This is a genomic window from Rhizobium sp. WSM409 (assembly GCF_057653825.1).
The window spans coordinates 97,108-119,811 of record NZ_JBYGKP010000003.1; the positions used below are offsets into that span (position 1 = coordinate 97,108).

A 22,704-nucleotide genomic window follows, 5' to 3' on the forward strand; every position below is an offset into this window, starting at 1 on the left:
ATGACCACATCGCTCTCACTCCCTGGGCGCATTGCCCAGGGTCTCACCGGGTTTGGGGTCGCCGAGGCGATCGCTGCCCGCTTGGGCCGCGCCGTCCCGGTTCTTGTGGCCCTATCCCTTGTTACATCGGGTTGCGCCAGCCGGGTGCAGGATGTCCTCCAACCTCTCGCCGTGACCCCGACCGGCACAAGCCGGGTCACCATGCTGGTCGCTACGACACGCAAGCCTTTGGAGGATCCCGGCAAGCTTTATTCCGGCGACCGCGGGACGGCGATTTCGCTTAACAGCGTCGACGTGTCCATCCCGCCCGATCGGAACCGCAAGATCGGAGAGGTCCAGTGGCCGTCTCGCATGCCGCCCAACCCGCAAAAGGAGTTTGCGGTCACGCAGGTTGCCAAGGTGCAATCCGAGGGCCAGGCGTTCGACTGGTACCGGAAGAATCGAAACAAGAAGCATCAGGTCGTCATTTTCGTGCATGGCTTCAACAACACCTACGCCGACGCGGTCTTCCGTTTCGCGCAGATCGTCCATGACTCCGGAACCGACGCCGCACCGATCCTCTTCACCTGGCCATCAAGAGGCCGTGTCTTCGACTACCTCTACGACAAGGAGAGCGCCAACTATTCGCGTCGCGCTCTGGAGGATCTGATCCTCCAGGCTGCGAAAAGTCCCGATGTCTCCGATGTGACGATCCTCGCCCATTCCATGGGCGGCTGGCTTGCGGCCGAGGCGTTGCGCGGCGTCGCCATGCGCGAAAAATCAATCCCGACGAAGGTCAAGAACGTCGTTCTCGCATCGCCGGACATCGACATCGACGTGTTCCGTCGCCAGTTCACCGAGATGGGGCCGAAGCGGCCGCACTTTGTGATCTTGACGTCGACACGCGACAAGGCGCTGGAGGTCTCCGGCTGGCTATCTGGTGGCATCGACCGCGTCGGCGGATCCGATCTTAGACCCTACGCGCCTCTTCTCGACGAACTCGGCGTTTCGGTCATCGACACCAGCGCCATCGCGACGAACGATCCGCTCGGCCACAACGCCTTCGCCGACAGTCCCGAGGTCGTGCGCCTGCTTGGACGGCGGCTGGCAGGGCAGAGCCTCGAGGGCGGAAAGGCAAGCGTTGCCGATCAGATCGGGATGACAGCGGCCAATTTCGCCGGCTCGGCAGTGCGCGTAGCCGTTGCGGCTCCCGTCGCGGTCATCAGCCCGGAGGCGCGAGAGATCCTGAAGCGGGAGCTCTCCTCGAATGGGGGAAAGATGGTGGATGGTCAGATCGCGTACTGATCGTCGGACGCCTCGATCAGAGCGGTCTGAGACCCCGCCCAGCATTTGGACTAGATAGGATTGGCAAAATGGAAGTTGGCACGACTGTAAGAAACCAGCAGAGAGCTGATTACGTCTCCTCGATCGTCGAAGCCGGCACGGCGGCGTGCCGGCTGTATGGGCCGTCGAAAACAAACGTCGTCGACATCGCTCGACTCTTGGGGAAGTCGCCGGCAAGCGTGTACAAAATCTTCCCCTCCAAGGCGGCGATTTGGGACGCCGTTGCCGGGAATTTCTTCGAAACTGATCTCTGCTTCACGCTGTCTGCCGACGTCGAGCTCACCACTGCGGCGAGCCGCCTGAAAGAAACCGCGCTCGGACAACATCGCCTGATGCTTCAGGCACGTCACGGCGACAGCCAGATGTTCGACCTCGTTGTTCTCGCCGCGGAAGGCAGTTGGCCATCGTTCAGGGACCACTTGACGCGACTTAAAGCGAAGGTGCGGCAGCTCGTTTCCACCGGCATCGCGAGTGAAGAGTTCGGTCCGAGGAATGTTGACGTGGCCGCTGCCTGCTTTTGCGCATCTATCATCTCCTTTTGGGACCCCAGAATTATTGGCGCACTGCCTTCAAGCCAGTGTGAGCTGTCAGCTCATGCGCTCGCCTCCTTCGCAGTGTCAGGACTTCGCCAAGTTCATTCCATCGGCGACGGATCACAGATGGATAGCAACGCGGCGCCTGCGCCGGCATATTCCAGGAACTCGCCGCCCGCGAAGGGCGGAACCGGAATTCCCCGCGATCGATCGAGCTAGCGAAGTCGTCCGGCGCGCTCGACCATCCGTCCAAACTTCAGCAGCAGGCGCTCGAGATCCGGTTCCTCGATGCGGCGGGCGGCCTCAGATGGTGTCAGCCACACGGACTCTCGCTCCGCCATCTCCGGAAAACGCTTCCGGCAACGCCGGACCTCCAACAGGAAGACGGCAACGACCGGTCGCGCTCCACTTCCGTCCTGCATCAGTTTGTCATAGACGAACTCCCCAAAGGGCTTTTTAATCGCCTTGCCGATGACACCTGCTTCCTCCCAAGCCTCACGTTCGCCGACCTTGCGCGGCTTCAGACCCGAAATCGGCCAGCCCTTCGGGATCATCCAACGCCTGGTCTCTCGTGTCGTGATGAGAAGCACCCGTGGCCCCCTGGGTGTGTTTCGGAAACACAATGCGCCATACTGCCGGATCGGCTTCGGATAGACGTCAATCTCATTCATCGTGTCTGCTCATGTTCATCGACGTCTCGATCGTGCCGGATAGACCGAGGTCCTTCGCTCAAGGTTCGTGGTGTCCTCATGTCAGCGCCAGAAGCGCTTGGTGTCGATGACCTCGTCTACTGAGGACTGCGCCATGCGGATCAACGCATTTTTGTCATCGTGGGAAACGACAGATTCCCGAGCAGGGTGGTCGGCCAGTCCATGCTGCTCAAGCACGTCCGGACCCGTAGCCAGATCGTTCAATGCTCCAAGATGGTCCTGCAGCTCCTCCATCGCTGCGATAAATTTCCGGTACCGACGGGCGCCGCGCTTGTCGTCGAACAGCGATCCGAAGAACTCGGCCGCGTAGCGAAGCTTTTTAGCGTCCTTGCGAACCTGGTGACGATGCTCGTCGTCGGTCTCGGCCAGCGCACTGCCATGCTTTTTCAGCTTCTTACGCATCTTGTCGAGGGCCTTCGCGGCAAACTCCGAAGCCGACGCGTCCTCGGAAGTTACGCCTCGGCCGCCAGCGAGATCGGTGTCACATTGAAGCCACTCGTTGAAATCGAGCATCAGCGCGCGCGCGCTCGCCGACTCCAGCGCCTCGACAGCGTCACCGTACGCCTTGTTGCGGGCATCCTTGAGCTGGGCCCGAAGGTCGGAGTCCTTCGCCTTCGTCAGCAGGACGTCGAGATTACGCGCTTCGCCGAGGACGCCGGCGAGCCACCGAAACTCCCCCTGCAGCCTACTCGGCTCGTCGCCCTTCAAGAGCGGCTTGAACAGCGAGAACGCGGAGCGGAGACGCCGCAGAGCTACCCGCGCCTGATGAAGGCCTTCCGAATTTCGTCGCTGGAGAAGGATATCTTCGTTGAGACGGAACTGCCGAAAGCAGGTCATGGCGATCTCTCGAAAGGCGGCAGACGCCTTGATGTTTCGTTCGAGATCGAGGCGCTCTGCCTTGAACATGAATTGCTGCCTGTCAAGAAGCGCGAGACCGCGTTCGGACTTGGACTGAATGCCGAACCGGAAAGGTGCGATCGCGTCGATCTTGCGAATGAATACGAACAGGTCCTTCGTATCGCCGTCCTTCAGTTCGACTTCGATTTCCTGAACTGGCGAGCGCCTGTTGCCGGACACTACGTCTCCCCGGTCGACGACCACCTCCAGCCGAGAGCCGTTCAATTCGATGTTCCAGACGCGGCGCTCAATGAACACGGTGAAAGCGGCTTCCACCTCAAGTTCCGGTCCGAACTCGCTTATCAGAGGGCTCGTATGGTCGAGGACGGGTTCATTGCCTTCAATGGGAGTCTCCCATTCTGAACGGACAAATAGTGATTTCGCAGGTCCGGATGCCTTCACAGCCTGGACGTGGGAAGTGCCGGTAGAGCGGATACGCAGAGAGAACCCCTTCTGCGACAGCCGACGATCATCCGTCTCGAAGTAGGTCGATGACTGCTGCAGTGCGTCGTCAGGCTCTCCGAGAAGATCGGAACCCAAAAGGCTCTCAAGGGCTTCGTTGGAGAGGTCGAGTTTGATTTCGATTTCCGATGGCAAGGCAGGCTCCATTCTGATTGGATGCTCATCAACGCTGGAGGTCCTGTCATAGTTCGGTAGCGTCACGACCTGATGAAGCAACTGGACTCTCGAACGTCGCCCGGCTAGCTTGCGCGGGCTTCGAAACCGGAGGCGGACGATGCTCAACGAAAACGCCCTTACGGAACTCACGAAAACAACGTCTGGTCGCGATGTCGCGCAGGCTGGTGCTCTGTGCTACCGTCGGAACGAAAACGGTGGAGTTGAAATCCTTCTTGTGGGCAGCCGACGGAACGGTCGATGGGGCATTCCGAAGGGGCACGTCGAAGGTGGTGAGGCCAGCAGCGCCGCGGCGCTGCGAGAGGCGTTCGAAGAGGCCGGGGTCGAAGGCGTCGTCGATACGACGGTGTTCCGTACGTTTTCGTACAGGAAGGACACCAGTCCCAACTGCTACCACGTGGCCGTCCACCTTCTTCAGGTCTCGAGGATAGCGGACAAGTTTCCGGAGAAGGATGTCCGAAAGACGCGATGGTTCCCCTTGGAGAGCGCGCTGCGGCAAGCGGCGCAGCCGGGCTTGCGGATGCTACTCGCAAGTTTAGAAGGGCGTCTTCCAGTGGCGGGACAAGGTGGCGATCACCGACAAGCAGGCGGAGATCTTCCTGCGGCTCGACGACGACATGAGGCGTGCGATCGCCCGTCCGGGACGAAACGTCGGGCGTGCCGGCTGGCCAAGCTTTGAGGACACCGTTCATGCCGAGATGCCGATCCAGGATCATCGCCAGACGGGTCGCCCCATCGAGATCGGAAGCGACGCCGTCCCCGTGTTCGCCCAAGAAGACCTGTTCGGCAGCCATGCCGCCCAGATGGATGGCGATGTTGTCGAGATAGAACTGCTTCCCGTGGTTCTCGAACTCGCCAGCTTCCATGACTGCGCCGCCTAGGATCTGTCGCTCCACGGTGGCGGACGCCTTGCTCTCCATGGAGACGGCCCACACCTTCCGAGCGCCTGTCGCGACGGCGACGGCGGCATGTCCCAGCTCGTGGATCGCCACCGCCCAGCAGAACTTCTCCGACAGCGCGACACGACTGGGTAGACTCGCCATGACGTCCTCGACGGTGACTGCCCGACGATGACGACGGGCCACCCGTCGTGCCAGCCTTACGAGGCGGGCAATCATCGACGAGCGACTGATCGACAGCGTCCGTAGGAGCGATGGGCCGCTTCTTAAAAGGATCGAGCCAATCCTGCAGGAACAACTGGGCCGCGCGAAGATCATCATCGAATCCCACCGGACCTCGCTTGAAGAACTGTGGCTCGAGCTAATCGGGGGCGGGCATCTCACCGATCAGCAGATCGTCGACGGCCTGCGACCCGACAAAACCACAGCCGATCTGCCGACGCCGAAAACGCGCCGGAAGATCAGACAACGCCTTGACGGATAAGGAGAGCAAGCATGACAATCGAATCCATGACGACTGTCGAACTGCCGAAGGTCACCGGTTGGAAAGGGCTAAGCGACGCCGCCCACTTCGAACGGCTGAAGACATCCTTGTTCCGGACGAGGGGACGAACCCGCTTCGATCGGGCGGCGGCCGACCGGATCCTCGACGACCTCCGGCATGTCGCTTACCGGAACGGCGTCGCCGCGGCGCAGGTCTTCCAGTTCCTCGATCAGGACTACATCGACGCGGACGAAGACTTGTCGATGGCGCAGGACGAGCTGCACCAGATGTCGCGAAACCTGCTGTTCCTCCGTGAGGTTACGGCTGTTGTCGAAGAGATTGAATCCATACGGGCGGATATGTCGGAGGAGGCTCGAATCTTCTTTGGATGGCGGCCGTATGCGGGGAAGTGGTCGTTCCCGAATCCTGTGTGGAGCGAACTCCGGCAGGCGTTTCAGGAGGGCAGGGACGATGCACCGGTGGAGCTGTGCGCTGCCCCGTCTTTTTCCTGACGGGCAGCACAGCTTCTCAACGCCGGCCCGGTGCCGCCGGTGGATCGACTTGTTCCAGCAGTTCGGGGCCGTCTTCCGGAACGTTCATCTCGAACACGTCGCGCACGACCGCTTCCGCCGCCTCGACTTCGAGGTCTGTCATCTTTTCGAACTCCCGCCGGCGGCGCTTCTTCGCCAGGACGCCGTCGTTCTGCCGGACGAAATTGATCAGCGAGGAGATCATCCCATCAGGCATCTCGATGAAGCTCTGTATCCGCCCCTTTGCTTCATCAAAACGGGCGAGATACTCGATCTCCCTTGGCAGGTCGTGCTCGATCGTAGTCACGACGCATTCGTACAGGAACTCGGTGATCTCGGTATAGTCTCCGAAGCGGTAGAGATCGGCGGTGTCGTTGATCACGCGGACGTTCTGCTTGTCGGTAGGCACCCATTCAACGAACTGGAGCAGTGGTCCAGTGAAGGCTCGAAGTTCCTCGCCGTATTCGGCCTGACGCTTCAGAAGCACTGACGATACAGGAAAGATCATGCCCGTCGGAGTGTAGCCGCGCTCGGAGAGTACGTGGTGGATCATATACCGGTGAAGTCGCCCGTTGCCATCCTCGAACGGATGGATGAAGACGAAGGCGAATGCCATGACCGACGCCTGCAAGACTGCGTCGACGTCGCTCTTTGCCATCCGCTCGCCGCAGGCGATCACCCCTTGGAGAAGATCGGCGACATCCTCGTGCCGGGCGGGCACGTGCTCAGGGCTGGGATCGTTATTCCAGTCGCGGCCGCCGATGAACCCGCCGGCGTCGCGTAGTCCGCGCTTTATGAACCGGTCTTCCTCGATGACGATGTGCTGTAGACGCACCAGTTCGTCTATTGACAGCGGTCTGCGCCCTGCTTGAGCGACCGCGCGCATCCACAATTCAAGTCGGTTGCGTGGAGGGCGTTCCCCTTCGATCTGGTAGGTGGCTTGGCTGTCGGCCAGCAGAAGGAAATTCGCAGCTCTGGCGATCACCTGCCTGTCTATCTTGCCGATCAGTTCCTTCGCAGCCTCGTTCCAGCGGTGGTCGACGGTTTCCGAAAGGAAGTTGCTCCGGCGGAGCATTGGACAGAACGACGGTGTTCCAAGAAGGTTGTCGCGCACCCGGTGGCGTGGCGAATTGACAGGCTGCGAGGTAAAGTACTCTCTTGAATCCAGAGCCTCCACGTAGTTGCCTTGATCCAGGTCAGGAAGGGGAACCCTCTCGTTCGTGAGCCACTCGTAGAAAAACCAGATCCTGCGTGTGGTCGCGCCAGTCGGCGCAGCCTCAACTATGGGCGCTATATCGTGAGCGGAGACCTTCTGGAACAGCCGCTTCAAAACAAGGAGATCGGTCTGCTCGTTCCTGAACGCGAACGCGAGCTGGCCTGCCAGGGAATTTTCCGGCATGAACCGCTTGTCGAAGATCGTCCAGCCGTCCTGATGCTTCCTTCCTCCCCTGACCGAAGCGTTCGCAACGACGGAAGGCGCGCGGACAGGCGCGTCGACCCCGTACATGGCGATCAGCGCGGAATATCCAGCCAGCTCTGAGCCGACTGGGATAATCCACTCCTTGAAGACCCTTGGATTGGCCGGATTGCTAGGCATTTGATCATCCCCGCGTAACCGTCGCGAAACGGTTATATACGCCGTCATCCTGCATAGTTCAATTACCGATGTCGCGATACGATTAGAATGCGCCAACTATGTCACCAAACAGTTATTCGGGCGATATTGGATGAAATGTCGCAGTATTATTACTGAAGTCGCCAAACGATTAGAATCGCAGGCCTATGTCGCCGAATGATTATTCCTCGGAACGAAATGGCATTTCGGAGCCTGCACATCGTCTGAGCGGGCCGCCTTCGCTGAGGGCCGGGGCAGTTCAATTACCGAACTTGGATGCGAATCGCCAAACAATTCCGATTTCATCAACAAAAGTGACGCGGTAATTCCCAGAATTCCCGGTTAGTGCCATGTGATCTTGCGGGTTACGCGAAGAGCCTAGCCGAAACGACTTATGGCGCGTGTATTGCGTTTACCCCCGTTCGCCTGGTTCTCCGGGAAAACCACCATCATATGAGAAAATTGTGCATCCGATTTCTGGGAATGTTTCCTTGCTTTAGGGTGCCAGAAAGCGATATATCCGACGATACGGGAAATATAAGAGACTAGCGATGTTGCCGCCGATTATCAACGAGACCATCGCCGAGAGCAGCTACAGGCGCATTCGGGCCGACATCATTTTTGGCCGGCTGCCTCCCGGACAAAAGTTGAAACTGGAAAGCCTGAAGGAGACCTACGAGACCAGCATCAGCACACTTCGGGAAGTGCTGAACCGGCTCTCCTCCGAGGGGCTTGTCCTCGCCGAGGGACAGAAAGGTTTCGAAGTGTCTCCGGTGTCGGTTTCAGACCTCAAGGAGACGGCGGCGCTGAGGCTTCTCTTGGAAACACATGCGCTGGAGCAGTCGTTCGTGCATGGCGACGTGGAGTGGGAAGCTCCGCTGGTATCGGCGCATTACAAATTGGCGCGGATGGAACAGGTGATGGCAACCGGCGACACCAGCAGAGCTGAGGACTGGAAGCGCTACGACTGGGAGTTCCACCAAGCCCTGATATCTGCCTGCGGGTCGAAACTGCTGATGGAGACGCATTCGGTGATCTTCGACAGATATCTCAGATATCAGATGGTTGCCTTGTCCTATCGAGGCGATGTCGCAGCCAATGAACATCAGCAGCTTTTGGATGCGGCATTGCGACGGGACGCGGAGACGGCCAAGCGGGTGCTTGCCCTGCATATTCAAGGCGGGGTCGAACATGCGCTGGCGAGAGGGACGCTGAGATAGAAATTGTCCGGAGGTTCCAACTCGAGCTTTAGATCCACCACGTAAATTGCATTTCGGCCAAACCAGGAAAAGCCATGCTCAAGCAAGTCCACGACCCGGCTGAAACAGTAAGCGATGTCGTCTTCCGGCAGATCCGGGAGGATATCATATCGGGGACATTGCCGCCGGGGGCCAAGATCAAGCTGGAGCAGGCCAAGGAGCGTTACTCCATCGGCATTTCATCGCTGCGCGAAATCCTGAGCCGTCTGACCACGGAAAACCTCGTCGTTGCCGAGGGGCAGCGCGGTTTTGAAGTCAGCCCTGCTTCGCGCCGCGAACTTCTGGAGCTCGCCGACCTCAGGATTGTTCTGGAAACACATGCGATCGGCCTTGCCTTTGCTGCGGGAAATCTTGAATGGGAGGGGCGCATCGTCGCCGCCCATCACCGGCTGGCTGCCGCGGAACGCAAGCTCCTTGCCGGCGACGTCTCGCGGACGGTCGACTGGGTTCGATACGACTGGGAGTTCCATCAGGCGATCGTCTCGGCCTGCAATTCAGCGACGTTGATGGCGACATTGTCGTCCGTCTTCGACCGCTTTCTCCGCTACCATATGCTGGCCGAAAGTTTTCGCGGAAAGCCCGTCGTCGATGACCATAAGGTTTTGTTTGAACTTTCCATTCGGCGCGACGTCGCTGGCGCGACCGACGTCGTCAGGCGGCACGTTCAAAGCGGCGTGGACCATGTGCTCAAGAGCGGCCGGATTACATAGAGAAATTCCAGCAAAAAGTGCGACGCAGTTTTCCGTCCGGAATGCGCAAAGGAAAAGGTTAGAGCGCGGCTCTGCGCTTTCATGAAAAGCTGAGCCGCCCCTAACCCGTGGCTCAAAAGGCGTCTTTCGGTATTCCTTCCGGACGCATCTGTTTCTTCAGGGCGGCGATCCGGAAAATCGCGTTCGGGGCGCCGTAGCCGCGGTAGCCGCGGCGCTCGACGATCTCGAAGAAGAACCCCTCTCCATAGGTTCCGCTATAGAGCTGGAAATATTCGCCATGCTCGTCGCGGTCATAGAGGATGTTTTCCGCCTTCAGCCGCTCGGTCAGGGCCGGATCGAGGCCGAAGCGTGCTTCGACGTCGTCGTAGTAGTTCGGCGAAATGTGCAGCGATCTGAAGCCGCAAACACGAAGGCTTTCGGCGGTTGCAAAGATGTCGTCGGTCAGAAACGCCAGGTGCTGTATGCCGGCCCCGAATTTCTCGGCGATGAAATGTCCCGCCAGAGTGCGGCGATTCTCCGCGCCGTTCATGGTAATGCGCAGCGCCCCGGTGTCGTTCTCGACGACTTGGCTGCGCACCACTCCGGCCGGATCGATGATATCGACCATTGGGGTCTTCCGCGTCTCGAAAATCGACGTGTAGAACAGAAGCCAGGTGAGCATTTCATCGTAACCGACCGTCTGGGCGACGTGATCAATGCGCAACAGCCCCGCGGACGGCGCGTCGGTATCGTCCGTGACCGGCTGAAAGTCGATTTCGGAGAAGCGACCCAATGCGCTCTTGTCGTCGATGAGATAGACGATCCCGCCCCCGACACCCCGAATGGCGGGCAGCTCGAGTTCACCGTCCGCGACAGGCTGGGTGAATGGCTCGGCATCCAAGGCGAGCGCGCGCTCATAGGCCTTGGCGGCATCGTCGACGACCAGCGCCATGGCATATGCAAAAGTACCGTGAACGGCGTAAGCGGCGTTGGCGAATCCCGCCTGATCGACATTGACGAGGATCCGTATCTCGCCCTGCTCGAAAAGAGAGACTTTCTTCGTGCGGTGGATTGCCGTCCTTTTGAAACCGAGGGTGCGCAGCAATGCGACCAGCTCGACTTCGTCTTCCTCGTCCGTGGCAAACTCGACGAATCCGACGCCCTTGACGGAAGGCCTTTCCGGCATCGCCGCTCCGGTCATGGTGCCGATGCCGAGATGGCGGCGCACCTGATCGCCAAGATAGATCAGCGAGCGGTGGCCGTCGGCGGCAATCGCCCGCGACAAACCGCCTCGGAACTGATCGTTGAAGATCTCCAGGGAGAAATAGCCATCATATCCTGTCGCCGCGACCGCTTCGGTGAACGCAGTGACGGGAAGATCGCCTTCACCCGGCATGTTTCGGAAGTGGCGGCTCCAATAGAGCAGGTCCATGTCGATATCAGGGGCATCGGCAAGCTGGACGATGAAGATTTTCTCTTTGGGAATTGAGCGAATGGAATTGACGTCGATCTTGCGCGATAAAGTGTGGAAGCTGTCGAGGATAAGACCGATATTCGGATGATCGGCGCGACGGACGATCTCCCAGGCGTCGCGGTGGTCGCTGATATGCCGGCCCCAGGCAAGCGCCTCGTAGCCCACCCTCAGTCCCCGCCGGGCGGCACGCTCGCCGAGTTCGTGAAAGTCCGCCGCCGCCCGGTCGATGCCGCCGATGGCTGCCGGCGAGACGTTGGAGCAGACCAGCACCAGATCCGTTCCGAGCTGCTGCATAACGTCGAACTTCCGTTCCGCGCGATCAAACGTTCGGCTTCGCAGCGGCTCCGGCATGCCCTCGAAATCACGAAACGGCTGAAACAGGGTGATCTCCAGGCCATGATCGCGGACGAGTTTTCCGACATCGGCCGGGCTTCCGTCGAAGGCGAGGAAATCATTTTCGAAGATCTCGACGCCGTCGAAGCCCGCTCGGGCGATCGCCTCGAGCTTCTCGGGAAGTTCGCCGCTGATCGTTACAGTCGCAATCGAGGTCCTCATGTCAAAGCCCTTCCGATATCTGTGCGAGATAAAACGAGCGCCGAACACGATGATGCGTTCCAGAAAACCGCTCGCTACTATTATGGCAAATGTCGTGAGGAATTCAAATACCGTGTCTTATTATAAATTCTCATATGATTTGGAAAAACTCTGTTGATTTGCGCGTCCGTCTCTGGCAATCATTCCTCTCACAGTCAAAAGGTGAGGTTGGCTGTCCGGTCCATGGACCGTTCCAAGGAGGAGAAATTACATGTTCAAGTCTATGCTAACGCGTCGAAACGCGATGCTCGGAGCCGCCGCCCTCGTGGCAGCCGTCACCCTGGCGCAGCCGGCCGCCGCCGTCACGCCCGATGAACTCAAGGCTCGTGGCAAGATCATCGTCGGAATTCAGGGCGACAATCCGCCTTGGGGCTTTGTGACCAGCGGCGGCAAGCAGGACGGCCTCGACGCCGACATCGCAACGCTGTTTGCCAAGGAACTCGGCGTTTCCGTCGAGTTCGTGCCGCTTGAAGTCAACAACCGCATTCCGGCACTGACGGCCGGCCGAGTCGACGTTCTATTCGCGACGATGGCGATGTTGCCGGATCGCGCCAAAGCCGTGCAGTTCAGCAAGCCCTATGTTGCCAATGCCATCGTCCTGATCGGTCCGAAAAAGGCTGAGATCAAAACGAATGCCGACATGGCCAAGTTCACGATCGGCGTCGCCAAGGGAGCTGCTCAGGACACCCAGGTCACCAAGAACGCGCCGCCCAGCACCACCATCCGCCGCTATGACGGAGACGCCGCGAGCGTCCAGGCCCTGGTGTCCGGCCAGGTCGAAACGCTCGGCGGCAACATCTTCTACATGGACCGGCTGGAGAAGGCCCGTCCGGGCGAATTCGAAAACAAGCTTGAATTCCAGAAGCTCTACAACGGTGCTTGCACGCGTCTCGGCGAAAAGGAAATCAATGCGGCGCTCAATACGTTCATCGACAAGATCAAGGCCAACGGCGAGCTCAAGGCCGTCTACGACAAGTGGATGAAGGTTCCGGTTCCGGAATTCCCGGAAACGCTGGAAGGCATTCCGTTCGCGGCGAAGTGAAAGCTCATAGATCGAGCGTTTAGTCGAGGAGGTGGGCATCCCTGGGGATGCCCACCAACGCTACCATCATGTTTCGAGACCGGCTTCGGCCCGCGTCCGGGAGCGCGATCATGAACAAGCCAATTTTTGTGCTGAATGGACCCAATCTCAATCTTCTCGGTCAGCGCGAGCCGGCAATCTACGGGACCACGACGCTGGCCGACATCAACAAACGATGCGTCGCCAAGGCAAGGTCTTTGGGGTTCGACGTCGACTTTCGGCAGACCAATTTCGAGGGCGAACTGGTCGAAAGCGTGCACCAGGCCCGGACCGATGCTTGTGGCATCATCATCAATCCCGCCGGTTATACCTTCACATCGATCGCTCTTCTCGATGCCTTGAAAATGTTCGATCCGCCGAAGATCGAACTGCACATCTCCAATGTCCATGCGCGCGAAAGCATCTACCACAATTCGCTGATCTCGCGCGTTGCCACGGCGATCATGATCGGCTTTGGGGCCGATGGCTACGAACTGGCTATCCAGGCGATGGCTGGAATGGTCAAGCGGGACTGAATTTTCAGGAAGACGGACCGGAAGGATCGCCATGAATTATAAGTTGGATTTCACCCCGGTCATAGATGGCCTGCCGAACCTTCTGCTCGGCTGCCTCGGGACATTCCTGCTTGCCATTTGTGGGATGCTGCTGGCGATCGTCATCGGAATTGGTGGCGTTGCGCTGCGCGACTCTGCCCTGAAGCCAGCACGATGGCTGGTCATCGCCTTCGTCGAATTGATCCGCAACACGCCGTTTCTGGTGCAGATCTTCTTCATCTACTTCGCGCTTCCGCTGACAGGCATCAGACTGGATCCGACGCCGACGGCGATTATCGCGCTTGGCATCAACGGCGGCGCCTACGCAATCGAGATCATCCGCGGCGGCGTCCAGTCGATCCCGAAGGGTCAGATGGAAGCGGGTTTGGCCCTTGGTCTGCACAAGGCTCAGGTCTTCCGGCTGATCATTCTCAAGCCGGCATTGCGGGCGATCTATCCGTCTTTGACCAGCCAGTTCGTCCTGTTGACGCTGACCACCAGCATTGCATCGGCGATCTCGGCCTACGAGCTGACGTCCGTTTCGCAGCGCATCGAATCGGAGAGCTTCCGCAGCTTCGAGGTCTACTTCACCGTCACGGTTTTCTATTTCGTGATCTCCTGGCTGATGATGCGCATCTTCGCGCTGTTTTCGGCGCGCTACTTCAAATATCCGGTCAAGTAGGAGGAATTCCATGGGTCAAGAAGAATTCGTCTTCCTCCTGATCGGCCTGAAATGGACCGTGCTCCTGTCAGCCGTCGGCTTTGTCTGCGGCGGCATCGCGGGGCTCGGCGTCGCTCTTGCGCGCGCCTCGGGCATACCGCTGCTGGAACGTCTGACGGCCGGCTATATCGCCGTCTTCCAGGGAACCCCGCTGCTGATGCAGCTTTTCGTCGTCTATTACGGCCTGGCGCTGGTGGGGCTGATGCTCGATTCCTGGGTGGCCGTCGCCATCGGCCTGACGCTGCACGCCAGCGCCTATCTCGGCGAAATCTGGCGCGGATCGATCGAAGCGGTTCCGCGCGGCCAGACGGAAGCGGCAAAGGCTCTCAGCCTCAGATACATCTCGCGCATGAAGGATGTCATCCTGCCGCAGGCGCTGCGCATTTCGCTGCCAGCCACGATCGGCTTCCTGGTGCAACTGATCAAGGGCACCTCGCTTGCGTCGATCGTCGGCTTCACCGAGCTGACGCGGGCCGGCAACATCATCTCCAACCAGATCTTCCAACCGCTGACGGTCTTCGGCGTCGTCGGCATTCTCTATTTCCTGATGTGCTGCCCACTGACGATTCTTGGTGCTCGCCTCGAACGAAGGTTCGCCGCCTCCGCGCGCTGATCCGCATCCCTCGTCTTCGACGCGGTCCAGCCCACCAATATGGAGTTCTACCGATGACCAGTCCCAGTCCCGCTCAAGGCGCGGAAACCATGATCACCATGGAGCGGGTGGAGAAGTGGTATGGCGCTTTTCAAGCCCTGCGCGACATCAACATATCGGTTCGCAGCGGCGAGAGGATCGTCTTGTGCGGGCCTTCCGGCAGCGGCAAGTCGACGCTCATTCGCTGCATCAACCATCTCGAGACCTACGAGAAAGGTGAAATCCGCGTCGGCGGGATTCTTCTCGGCAATCAGGCCAAGACCATCGACGCGATCCGTCGCGAGGTCGGCATGGTCTTCCAGCAGTTCAATCTGTTTCCGCATCTGACCGTGCTGCAGAACTGCATGCTGGCGCCGATGAAGGCGGCCGGCATCAGTAGGGCGGAGGCCGAGGAACGGGCACGCGGGCTGCTCGAGCGGGTCAAGATCCTGGAGCAGGCCGACAAATATCCGGTGCAGCTTTCGGGTGGCCAGCAGCAGCGCGTCGCCATCGCCCGCGCGCTTTGCATGCGGCCGAAAGTGATGCTGTTCGATGAGCCGACCTCGGCGCTTGACCCGGAGATGGTCAAGGAGGTGCTGGATACGATGATCGGGCTGGCCGATGAGGGCATGACGATGATCTGCGTCACCCACGAAATGGGCTTTGCCCGCCAGGTCGCCGATCGCGTGATCTTCATGGCCAGCGGCGCGATCGTCGAGGAAGCCCCGCCGGCCGAGTTCTTCACAAACCCACAGCATGAGCGAACCAGGAAATTCCTCGGAGAAATCCTGCGGAAATAAGGGGCTCAAGGTCGATGCGTCTGACAAATATACCTCTGGCGGATTCCAGGAGCCGGCAATGAAGCCACTGGAGATTGCAGTCATGGGAGCCGGCCTGATCGGCAGGCGCCACGTCGGGCGTGTCATGTCCGAGCCCGGAACCGTTCTCTCGGCGGTGATCGATCCTTCCGCTGCCGGTCGCGACTTTGCCGAGACTGTCGGCGCGCGATGGTACCAAAGCTTCTTAGACATCCGCGTCGAAGACAGGCCCGACGGCGTGATCGTCGCAACGCCGAACCAGCTTCACGTCGAGAACGGAATGGAGATCGTGGCTGCCGGCATCCCTGTCCTGATCGAGAAACCGATCGCCGACGATGTCGATGCTGCAGCAGCACTGGTTGCCGCCGGCGAGAAGGCAGGCATACCGCTGCTGGTTGGCCATCACAGGCGCCACAATCCGATGATCCAGGCGGTCAAGCAAATCGTCGACGGCGGAAGGCTTGGCCGGATCATCACGGTGCACGGCACGTTCTGGGTCGCCAAGCCCGACGACTATTTCGACATCCCCTGGCGGCGCGAAGCAGGCGCCGGCCCGGTCTTCGTCAACCTGATCCACGATGTCGATCTCTTCCGATATTTCTTCGGCGAGGTCGAAGCCGTCCATGCGATGGAATCCCGCGCCGTGCGGAACCATGCCGTCGAGGATACGGCCGTCGTCACGCTGCGTTTCGCAAACGGAGTGCTTGCCACCCTTAACGGTAGTGATGCCGTGGCCGCGCCCTGGAGCTGGGAGACGACCACCGGCGAAAACCCCGCTTTTCCCCATTACGATCAATTCTGCTACCAGATCGGCGGCACCAAGGGTTCTCTCGGAGTTCCAGATCTGACGATGTGGACGAGCCCTTCGAGGCCCGATTGGCTGGAGCCGCTTGCCGAGGAGCGCGTGCCTTATCAAGTAGCCGATCCCCTTTGCGTTCAGCTCAGACATTTTTGCGACGTCATTCGTGGCAATGCCACGCCTCTGGTGAGTGGCCGGGAGGGCCTCGCCACGCTCAGGGTCGTCGAGGCGATCAAGAGATCGGCGGGCTTAGGACAGATGATCCACCTCTCCAGCGCCAGCGCCTCTTCCGATCCCCAGAAAGTCTGACCACATGATCACCGGGACGACCAAACTCATCGCGCACCTCGGCTATCCGACGGAGTCCTTCAAGGCCCCGCTGATCTACAATCCGTATTTCGAGAAGAACGGAATTGATGCCGTCGTCGTGCCGATGGGCTGCAGGCCGGCGGACTATCCGGTTTTTTTGAAACTTCTGTTCCGGTTGTCCAATATCCACGGTGCCCTGATCACCATGCCGCACAAGATTTCGACGATGGCGCTGCTCGACGAAACGTCGACCAACGCCAAAGTCGCCGGCTCGTGCAATGCAGTGCGTCTCGGTTCGGACGGTAGGCTGATCGGTGACATGTTCGATGGCGAGGGCTTCGTTCGGGGTGTATTGCGCAAGGGCAAACAAGTCGAAGGAGCGCGTGCGCTCATTGCCGGTGCCGGCGGCGTCGGCTCGGCGATCGCGGCGTCCTTGGCACAGGCGGGGGTGGAGCATCTGGCGATCTTCGACGCCAAAGATGCGACCGCAACCGCGCTGCTGGACAGGCTGAGGAAATACTATCCGCAGCTTGCAGTGACAGTCGGCTCCGCCGATCCTGAAGGTTTCGACATCGTCGTCAACGCGACACCTCTCGGCATGCGGCGCGGTGACCCGCTGCCGATCGATATCGACCGCATCTCGCCCTCGACCTTCGTCGGCGAAGTCGTGATGACCAAGGAGATAACCCCTTTTCTCGAGGCCGTGCGGGCGCGCGGCTGTGCGTTTCAGGTTGGTACGGACATGTTGTTCGAACAGATCCCGGCCTACCTCGAATTCTTCGAATTCCCGACGACGACGGCCGACAATCTGCGGGCGATCGCCAAACTCGGATGATGCGCATTTGGAGCGTGATGGCGAAAACTGTGAGCGGTTTTCGGACGGCGTCCTGTTCTAGAGCGAGACGGTGATGCCGCCATCGACGGTCAGCATATGGCCGTTGACGAAGGAGGAGGCATCCGAGGCCAGGAAGACGGCGGCGCCGACAAGCTCCTTGACCTCGCCCCAGCGGCCGGCCGGCGTGCGGGTTTCCAGCCAGCCGGAAAACTTGGGATCGTCGACAAGCGCCTGGTTGAGCGGCGTGCGGAAATAGCCGGGCGCGATCGCATTGACCTGCAGACCGTGTTTCGCCCAGTCGGTCGCCATGCCGCGCGTCAGGTTCTTCACCGCGCCCTTGGTCGCGGTATAGGGCGCGATGCCGGGACGGGCGAGTTCGGCCTGGACGGAGGTGATGTTGATGATCTTGCCGCGGCCGCGCGATATCATCGCCTGGGCGACCGGCTGGCTGACATAAAACAGGCTGGAGACGTTGGTCTTGAAGATCTCATCCCATTTTTCGACCGGGAAGTTCTCCAGCGGTGCGCGAAACTGCATGCCGGCATTGTTGACGAGGATATCGATCGGGCCGATCTCCGCCTCGATATAGGCGATGGCGGTGCGGCTGGCCTCCGCATCGGTGACGTCGAAAGCGGCGCTGACGGCATGGCGATGGCTGCGACGGATATCCTCGGCGGCGGCCTCCGCCTTCTGCGCGTTGCGGCCGTTGATGATGATCGAAGCGCCATGCTCGGCAAGCCCGACCGCCAATGCGCGGCCGATCCCCTGGCTGGAGCCGGTGACAAGGGCGCGGCGGCCGGAGAGGTCAAAGAGGGGAAAGGTCACGAGCGGCTCTCATCGTAGGAGTCAACTTGAGAAACATAGCACCGGGTGCTACTCAGAGGCATGGCGGAACGGCTTTTAAAACCGGCTGGTTTGCCAAGGCGGCTCGCAAAGCACGGATATCCGATTCCGAATTGTCGAAAGCTATCAGGCAGGTTGCGGAAGGCAAGGCCGATGATCAGGGCGGCGGCGTCTTCAAGAAGCGATTGAACGGCAACCAGCATCGGTCGTTCGCAAAACTCGCCAAATCCTATGCCGGTCTTTCCGACAGCCAGCTTGAGGAGTTACTCGATATCGGTCATTTTGTGGAGATCGAACATGGCAAGAAGCACCAAGTACAAGAGCGATGCGTTCGAGGCGATTCACGCCTCCGCGGAGACTATGCATAAAATAGGAACGATCGACAAGGAAACGATGCGGTCCTTCGATGAAAGCTGTCTGGTTTCGCCGCATGCACTTGGTCCCGAGGCCATCAAGGCACTGCGGGAAAGCAATCACGTCAGCCAGCCGGTTTTCGCCCGATATCTCAATACCAGTGAATCCACCGTGCAGAAGTGGGAGAGCGGCGCCAAGCGGCCGAGCGGGATGGCGTTGAAGCTGCTCTCGATCGTGCGGAAGCACGGACTTCAGGTTCTGAGCTAGGCCGTTCCAAGCCTCTTGATATTTCCCGTCAGCTCCTTGGCCAGCCGCAGGCTGGCGGCGGTTGCCATCGTCATTTGCGGCAGCAACAGCCATTCGAGCGTCCAGGCGGCGCCCGAGCGTTCCTGTTCGTGGACCAGGGACTGGTGGATGCCCGATAGGAGAGTGGCGTTGGAGCGGGCGAGCGAGACGAGGACTTCGGCGGAAACGGGGTTCTGCTTGTGCGCCATCGCCGACGAAGTGCCGCCGCCCGACATTTCGATTTCACCGCCGGCCTGGGCAAGCAGCGCGATATCCTGGCCCATCTTGCCGAGACTGCCCGATATCGATGCGAACAGCCCGGCGATATCGGCGATCGGCAGACGCCCGCTCTGCCATTGCTGCGCATCGGTAAGGCCGAGTTCCTGGGCGAGCGAGGCACGGATGGCTGCGGCCTGCGATCCGAGCTTGTCCAGCGTGCCGGCCGCACCTCCGAACTGGACGGGAAAACCCTGCTCGGTCAGGCGGTCGCGATAGGTCGTCAGCGGCTCCCGCCACGCGTTGAGGCGATCGGAGACGGTGATCGGGATCGCCGCCTGCATGCGGGTATGACCCATCAACTGGTTCCGGCCGAACTGGCCGTCCAGCGCATCGAGCCCCGCGGCGATGGTGGAAAGCCGGCCGGCAAACAGGAAGACGACGGCCTTCAGGCGGATCATCAGGCTGGTATCGATGACGTCCTGGCTGGTCGCGCCGAGATGCAGGCTCTTGGCCGCTTCCTCGCCGACGTCATCGCGCAGCTGCTTGACGAGGTCGGGAACGACGACACCATCCCTTGCCGTTGCCGATCGAAGACTGGAGATCTCGGGTGAGAAGGCAGCGCAGGTGTCGGCGATGCGCCTTGCCGCTTCGGCGGGAATGAGGCCATGAGCCGCTTCAGCCTTGGCGAGGGCGGCCTCGAAGGAGAGCATGGCCCGTATATCGGCCTCGGCGGAGAAATAGGGCGCGATTTCGTCGTCGCCGAGCAGGCCGGAAAGGAAAGGATGGTCGAAGGGCGATGCGGTCATGATCGTCTCGGTTTGTGGTGGTGGCCACTTCATCCGGCTGCCGCCACCTCTCCCCACTGGGGAGAAGAGGCTCGAGGCGGCGTCCGCGCTTTATGGGCAGGTGATATCGTGGCACGTCCCCTCCCGCCGCGGGGAGAGGGTAGGGTGAGCTGGAGGCTACTTGCCCGGAGCCCTGCGAACAAGCGACTTGCGCGGCCCGCCCTCAGATATCGAGAAACACCGTCTCCTTCGGACCCTGCAGATGGATGTCGAAATGACAGGTTGCGCCATCGCGGGTGGCGATCATCGTTGCGACGCGCTCGCGATGTTCGATGCGCGAAAGCAGTGGGTCGGCGGCATTGGCCTCCGTCTCTTCCGGGAAATACATGCGCGTGTGCAGGCCGATATTAATGCCGCGGGCGACGATCCAGAAGGTGATGTGCGGGGCTTGTCCGCGGCCGTCCTTGAAGGGAACGCGGCCGGGCTTGATCGTCTCGAAGCTGTAGACGCCGTCCTCGGCGCGGGTCGGGCAGCGGCCCCAGCCGGTGAAATTGGGATCGGCGGCACCGCGCATTTCCGAGGGGCTGTTGTAGAGGCCGGCGCTGTCGGCCTGCCAGATCTCGATGACCGCGTCGCGCACCAGCGCGCCAGCACCATCGAAGATCCGGCCGGTGACGGTGATGCGTTCGCCGAGCGTCTTGTCGTTGACCATCGCGATGCCGAGATCGCTGTCGTAGACGCCGGATATGTCGCAGAAATTCGGCGTCAGGCCGATATGGACATAGGGGCCCGCCGTCTGCGACGGGGTTTCCTTGAGATAGCCGAGCTGCTGCATGGTCAGTTGCCCTCCGGTCTGTTTTCGAACATCGTCGAGCGGCGGCCGCGCAGGACGATATCGAATTTATAGGCGCGTGAATCCATCGGGATGGTGTTGCCCCAGTCGAGCGGCGCGATCAACTGCTCGATCGCTGCCTTGTCGGGGATGGTGCCGACGATCGGACATTTCCAGATCATCGGATCGCCTTCGAAATACATCTGGGTGATCAGGCGCTGGGCAAAGCCATGGCCGAAGATCGAGAAATGGATATGGGCGGGACGCCAATCGTTGATGCCGTTCGGCCAGGGATAGGCGCCGGGGCGGACGGTGCGGAAGTGATAACGGCCATCCTCGTCGGTGATGGCGCGGCCGCAGCCCCCGAAATTCGGGTCGATCGCCGCTAGATAGGTTTCCTTCTTGTGACGATAGCGGCCGCCGGCATTGGCCTGCCAGAACTCGACCAAGGCGCCTGCAACCGGCCTGGCGCGCTCGTCAAGCACGCGGCCATGGACGATGATGCGTTCGCCGATGGCACTTTCGCCGGGCTGCGCATAGTTCAGGATCAGGTCGTTGTCGAGTTCGCCGATCATCGAATGGCCGAAGACCGGGCCGGTGGTCTCGGAAATCGTGCCGTCGAGCGACAGCAGCGCGCGCTGCGGCGCGCGTAGCACCGAGGTCTTGTAGCCAGGCGTCAGCGCCGGCGCATGCCAGGCGCGGTCGCGGGCGAAGAAGCCGCCGGTCTCGGGCTTGCGGTTCGGTCGTTCGGACATGTTCCTCCCTCAGGCCGCCTTTTCGGCGTCCATCTGTTCAAAAGCCTGCTTCGCGATCTTGATCGCGTGATTGGCGGCGGGAACGCCGGCGTAGATCGCCACATGCAGCAGCGCCTCGCAGATATCCTCGCGGGTCGCCCCGGTATTGGCGGTGGCGCGCACATGCATGGCGACCTCGTCGTCCTGGCCGAGAGCCGCGAGCAGAGCGATCGTGACGATCGAGCGCTCGCGCTTCGTCAGCGCCGGGCGCGACCAGACATGGCCCCAGGCGGCTTCGGTGATCAGCTCCTGGAAGGGACGGTCGAACTCCGTCGCAGTCGTGGCGGCGCGGTCGACATGGGCGTCGCCGAGCACGGCGCGGCGGGTCGCCATGCCCTGGCGATAGCGCTCGGAAGGGGACGCGATTTCATTCATGGGCTGGCTTCTCCAGGCGGAATGGATGTGAGGAAGGCGCGGATGATCGCCGTCAGTGCCTCCGGCTGCTCGACGCAGGGAATGTGCGCGCACTCGGGGATGACCTCGTAGCGGCTACCCGATATCAGCTTGGCGGTCGAAAGCACGAGATCGGGCGGCGTCGAGCCATCCTGGTCGCCGACGATGCAGATCGTCGGCACGGTGATCGTCTTTGCGAGTTCGGTGAAGTCGGCATCGCGGATCGCGGCGCAGGCGGCGAGATAGCCTTCGACTGGCTGGCGCGTCAGCATGTTGCAATAGCCGGCATAGGCGGTACTCTCGGGCCGGCGGAAGGCGGGCGTGAACCAACGCTCCATGACCGCGTCGACGATGCTACCGATGCCGTTTTGCTCGACGGCGGCGATGCGGGCGTTCCAGCTGTCGGCCGTGCCGATCTTGTGGGCGGTGTCGCAGAGGATCAGCGCGCGGACCAGGTCCGGCCGGCGGTGATAGAGCGACTGGGCGATGAGACCACCGACGGAGAGGCCGCAGATGACGGCATCCTTGACCGACAGCAGATCGAGAAGTCCGGCGAGATCCGTCGCATGGTCCTCGATCGACGAGGGAAGCTGGCCGACATCGGAAAGGCCGTGGCCGCGCTCGTCGTAAAGCACGATGGCGAATTCACCGGCAAGCCGCACCACGACGTCGCGCCAGATGCGGAAATCCGTGCCCAGCGAATTGGCGAAGACGATGACCGGCCTGTCGGCGGGGGCGCCGATGATCTGATAATGGATCGTCACGTCGTTTATGCGGGCGAATTGCACGTCACTCTCCTCCTGTTGGTCAAATTGACTGGTTGATCCGG

25 protein-coding genes and 2 pseudogenes are annotated in these 22,704 nt (G+C 60.7%); 15 read left to right on the top strand and 12 right to left on the bottom strand.

Translation table 11 applies throughout. From position 1 onward, the window contains the following. Both AC25BC_RS27930 and AC25BC_RS27935 read left to right on the top strand, forming a co-directional pair. Complete coding sequence (locus AC25BC_RS27930; protein ID WP_003553621.1) at window positions 1–1,284, top strand: alpha/beta hydrolase; 1,284 nt, start codon at window positions 1–3, stop codon at window positions 1,282–1,284. Between the two features lie 68 nt (window positions 1,285–1,352). Continuing rightward, window positions 1,353–2,075: a TetR/AcrR family transcriptional regulator gene (locus AC25BC_RS27935; RefSeq protein WP_003553623.1), complete on the top strand. Its 723-nt coding sequence runs from the start codon at window positions 1,353–1,355 to the stop codon at window positions 2,073–2,075. Here the strand turns inward: AC25BC_RS27935 and AC25BC_RS27940 are convergent. Further along, window positions 2,072–2,527 (bottom strand): NUDIX hydrolase, encoded by a 456-nt coding sequence (locus AC25BC_RS27940; RefSeq protein WP_003553625.1) that lies wholly within the window; start codon window positions 2,525–2,527, stop codon window positions 2,072–2,074. The genes AC25BC_RS27935 and AC25BC_RS27940 overlap by 4 nt on opposite strands. A gap of 81 nt (window positions 2,528–2,608) precedes the next feature. Then, window positions 2,609–4,060, bottom strand: a complete 1,452-nt coding sequence (locus AC25BC_RS27945; RefSeq protein WP_245459818.1) for a CYTH and CHAD domain-containing protein — start codon at window positions 4,058–4,060, stop codon at window positions 2,609–2,611. A 139-nt stretch (window positions 4,061–4,199) separates the two neighbouring features. Here AC25BC_RS27945 and AC25BC_RS27950 point away from each other — a divergent pair. Next, window positions 4,200–4,637 (top strand): annotated as a pseudogene (locus tag AC25BC_RS27950) (NUDIX hydrolase); the annotation flags it as partial. 196 nt (window positions 4,638–4,833) lie between these two features. Here the strand turns inward: AC25BC_RS27950 and AC25BC_RS27955 are convergent. Beyond that, a pseudogene (locus AC25BC_RS27955) lies at window positions 4,834–5,319 on the bottom strand (M41 family metallopeptidase); the annotation flags it as partial. A 174-nt stretch (window positions 5,320–5,493) separates the two neighbouring features. On the opposite strand from AC25BC_RS27955, the gene AC25BC_RS27960 reads away from it, so the two are divergent. Beyond that, on the top strand, window positions 5,494–5,994 hold the full coding sequence (locus tag AC25BC_RS27960; RefSeq protein ID WP_128439067.1) for a hypothetical protein: 501 nt from the start codon (window positions 5,494–5,496) through the stop codon (window positions 5,992–5,994). 16 nt (window positions 5,995–6,010) lie between these two features. On the opposite strand, the gene AC25BC_RS27965 is transcribed toward AC25BC_RS27960, so the two are convergent. Then, complete coding sequence (locus AC25BC_RS27965; RefSeq protein ID WP_003553636.1) at window positions 6,011–7,609, bottom strand: Fic family protein; 1,599 nt, start codon at window positions 7,607–7,609, stop codon at window positions 6,011–6,013. 569 nt (window positions 7,610–8,178) lie between these two features. Between AC25BC_RS27965 and AC25BC_RS27970 the strand changes: the two genes are divergently transcribed. Together AC25BC_RS27970 and AC25BC_RS27975 are read left to right on the top strand one after the other, a co-directional pair. After that, window positions 8,179–8,847 (top strand): GntR family transcriptional regulator, encoded by a 669-nt coding sequence (locus AC25BC_RS27970; RefSeq protein WP_003553638.1) that lies wholly within the window; start codon window positions 8,179–8,181, stop codon window positions 8,845–8,847. A 74-nt stretch (window positions 8,848–8,921) separates the two neighbouring features. Beyond that, entirely contained in the window at window positions 8,922–9,596 is a 675-nt protein-coding gene (locus AC25BC_RS27975; RefSeq protein WP_128439066.1) for a GntR family transcriptional regulator, read from the top strand. A gap of 112 nt (window positions 9,597–9,708) precedes the next feature. On the opposite strand, the gene AC25BC_RS27980 is transcribed toward AC25BC_RS27975, so the two are convergent. Next, window positions 9,709–11,604, bottom strand: coding sequence for a bifunctional sugar phosphate isomerase/epimerase/4-hydroxyphenylpyruvate dioxygenase family protein (locus AC25BC_RS27980; RefSeq protein ID WP_128439065.1), 1,896 nt, complete (start codon window positions 11,602–11,604; stop codon window positions 9,709–9,711). 250 nt (window positions 11,605–11,854) lie between these two features. On the opposite strand from AC25BC_RS27980, the gene AC25BC_RS27985 reads away from it, so the two are divergent. From AC25BC_RS27985 to AC25BC_RS28015, 7 genes are all read left to right on the top strand, one after another. After that, window positions 11,855–12,685: a transporter substrate-binding domain-containing protein gene (locus AC25BC_RS27985; protein ID WP_128439064.1), complete on the top strand. Its 831-nt coding sequence runs from the start codon at window positions 11,855–11,857 to the stop codon at window positions 12,683–12,685. A 110-nt stretch (window positions 12,686–12,795) separates the two neighbouring features. Next, on the top strand, window positions 12,796–13,239 hold the full coding sequence (locus tag AC25BC_RS27990; protein ID WP_003553647.1) for a type II 3-dehydroquinate dehydratase: 444 nt from the start codon (window positions 12,796–12,798) through the stop codon (window positions 13,237–13,239). 31 nt (window positions 13,240–13,270) lie between these two features. After that, on the top strand, window positions 13,271–13,939 hold the full coding sequence (locus tag AC25BC_RS27995) for an amino acid ABC transporter permease (RefSeq protein WP_003553649.1): 669 nt from the start codon (window positions 13,271–13,273) through the stop codon (window positions 13,937–13,939). A 10-nt stretch (window positions 13,940–13,949) separates the two neighbouring features. Then, window positions 13,950–14,591, top strand: coding sequence for an amino acid ABC transporter permease (locus AC25BC_RS28000; protein ID WP_003553651.1), 642 nt, complete (start codon window positions 13,950–13,952; stop codon window positions 14,589–14,591). Between the two features lie 53 nt (window positions 14,592–14,644). After that, window positions 14,645–15,409 (top strand): amino acid ABC transporter ATP-binding protein, encoded by a 765-nt coding sequence (locus AC25BC_RS28005; protein WP_128407525.1) that lies wholly within the window; start codon window positions 14,645–14,647, stop codon window positions 15,407–15,409. A 58-nt stretch (window positions 15,410–15,467) separates the two neighbouring features. Continuing rightward, window positions 15,468–16,535 (top strand): Gfo/Idh/MocA family protein, encoded by a 1,068-nt coding sequence (locus AC25BC_RS28010; RefSeq protein WP_128439063.1) that lies wholly within the window; start codon window positions 15,468–15,470, stop codon window positions 16,533–16,535. 4 nt (window positions 16,536–16,539) lie between these two features. Continuing rightward, window positions 16,540–17,370, top strand: coding sequence for a shikimate dehydrogenase family protein (locus AC25BC_RS28015; RefSeq protein WP_128439062.1), 831 nt, complete (start codon window positions 16,540–16,542; stop codon window positions 17,368–17,370). Window positions 17,371–17,427: 57 nt separating this feature from the next. Here AC25BC_RS28015 and AC25BC_RS28020 read toward each other — a convergent pair whose 3' ends face one another. Together AC25BC_RS28020 and AC25BC_RS28025 are read right to left on the bottom strand one after the other, a co-directional pair. Then, complete coding sequence (locus AC25BC_RS28020; RefSeq protein ID WP_003553658.1) at window positions 17,428–18,195, bottom strand: SDR family oxidoreductase; 768 nt, start codon at window positions 18,193–18,195, stop codon at window positions 17,428–17,430. Next, a complete protein-coding gene (locus tag AC25BC_RS28025; RefSeq protein ID WP_245459824.1) occupies window positions 18,192–18,416 on the bottom strand; it encodes a hypothetical protein in 225 nt (74 codons plus the stop codon). Before AC25BC_RS28025 ends, AC25BC_RS28020 begins: the two co-directional genes overlap by 4 nt. Between AC25BC_RS28025 and AC25BC_RS28030 the strand changes: the two genes are divergently transcribed. Both AC25BC_RS28030 and AC25BC_RS28035 read left to right on the top strand, forming a co-directional pair. Continuing rightward, window positions 18,312–18,581: a type II toxin-antitoxin system RelE/ParE family toxin gene (locus AC25BC_RS28030; RefSeq protein WP_245459823.1), complete on the top strand. Its 270-nt coding sequence runs from the start codon at window positions 18,312–18,314 to the stop codon at window positions 18,579–18,581. The genes AC25BC_RS28025 and AC25BC_RS28030 overlap by 105 nt on opposite strands. After that, window positions 18,511–18,834, top strand: a complete 324-nt coding sequence (locus AC25BC_RS28035; protein ID WP_003553662.1) for a helix-turn-helix domain-containing protein — start codon at window positions 18,511–18,513, stop codon at window positions 18,832–18,834. Before AC25BC_RS28030 ends, AC25BC_RS28035 begins: the two co-directional genes overlap by 71 nt. Here AC25BC_RS28035 and AC25BC_RS28040 read toward each other — a convergent pair. The 5 genes from AC25BC_RS28040 to pcaD all read right to left on the bottom strand — a co-directional run bounded on the left by AC25BC_RS28040 (window position 18,831) and on the right by pcaD (window position 22,663). Continuing rightward, window positions 18,831–19,877 (bottom strand): 3-carboxy-cis,cis-muconate cycloisomerase, encoded by a 1,047-nt coding sequence (locus AC25BC_RS28040; RefSeq protein WP_128439061.1) that lies wholly within the window; start codon window positions 19,875–19,877, stop codon window positions 18,831–18,833. The two genes, AC25BC_RS28035 and AC25BC_RS28040, sit on opposite strands and share 4 nt — an antisense overlap. A 202-nt stretch (window positions 19,878–20,079) precedes the next feature. Then, window positions 20,080–20,691: a protocatechuate 3,4-dioxygenase subunit alpha gene (gene pcaG / locus AC25BC_RS28045; protein WP_003553665.1), complete on the bottom strand. Its 612-nt coding sequence runs from the start codon at window positions 20,689–20,691 to the stop codon at window positions 20,080–20,082. A gap of 2 nt (window positions 20,692–20,693) precedes the next feature. Then, window positions 20,694–21,443: a protocatechuate 3,4-dioxygenase subunit beta gene (pcaH, locus tag AC25BC_RS28050; protein ID WP_003553667.1), complete on the bottom strand. Its 750-nt coding sequence runs from the start codon at window positions 21,441–21,443 to the stop codon at window positions 20,694–20,696. 9 nt (window positions 21,444–21,452) lie between these two features. Next, window positions 21,453–21,857 (bottom strand): 4-carboxymuconolactone decarboxylase, encoded by a 405-nt coding sequence (gene pcaC / locus AC25BC_RS28055; protein WP_003553668.1) that lies wholly within the window; start codon window positions 21,855–21,857, stop codon window positions 21,453–21,455. Then, entirely contained in the window at window positions 21,854–22,663 is an 810-nt protein-coding gene (gene pcaD, locus AC25BC_RS28060; RefSeq protein WP_003553672.1) for a 3-oxoadipate enol-lactonase, read from the bottom strand. The genes pcaC and pcaD overlap by 4 nt, the downstream gene beginning before the upstream one ends. Window positions 22,664–22,704: the final 41 nt, after the last annotated feature.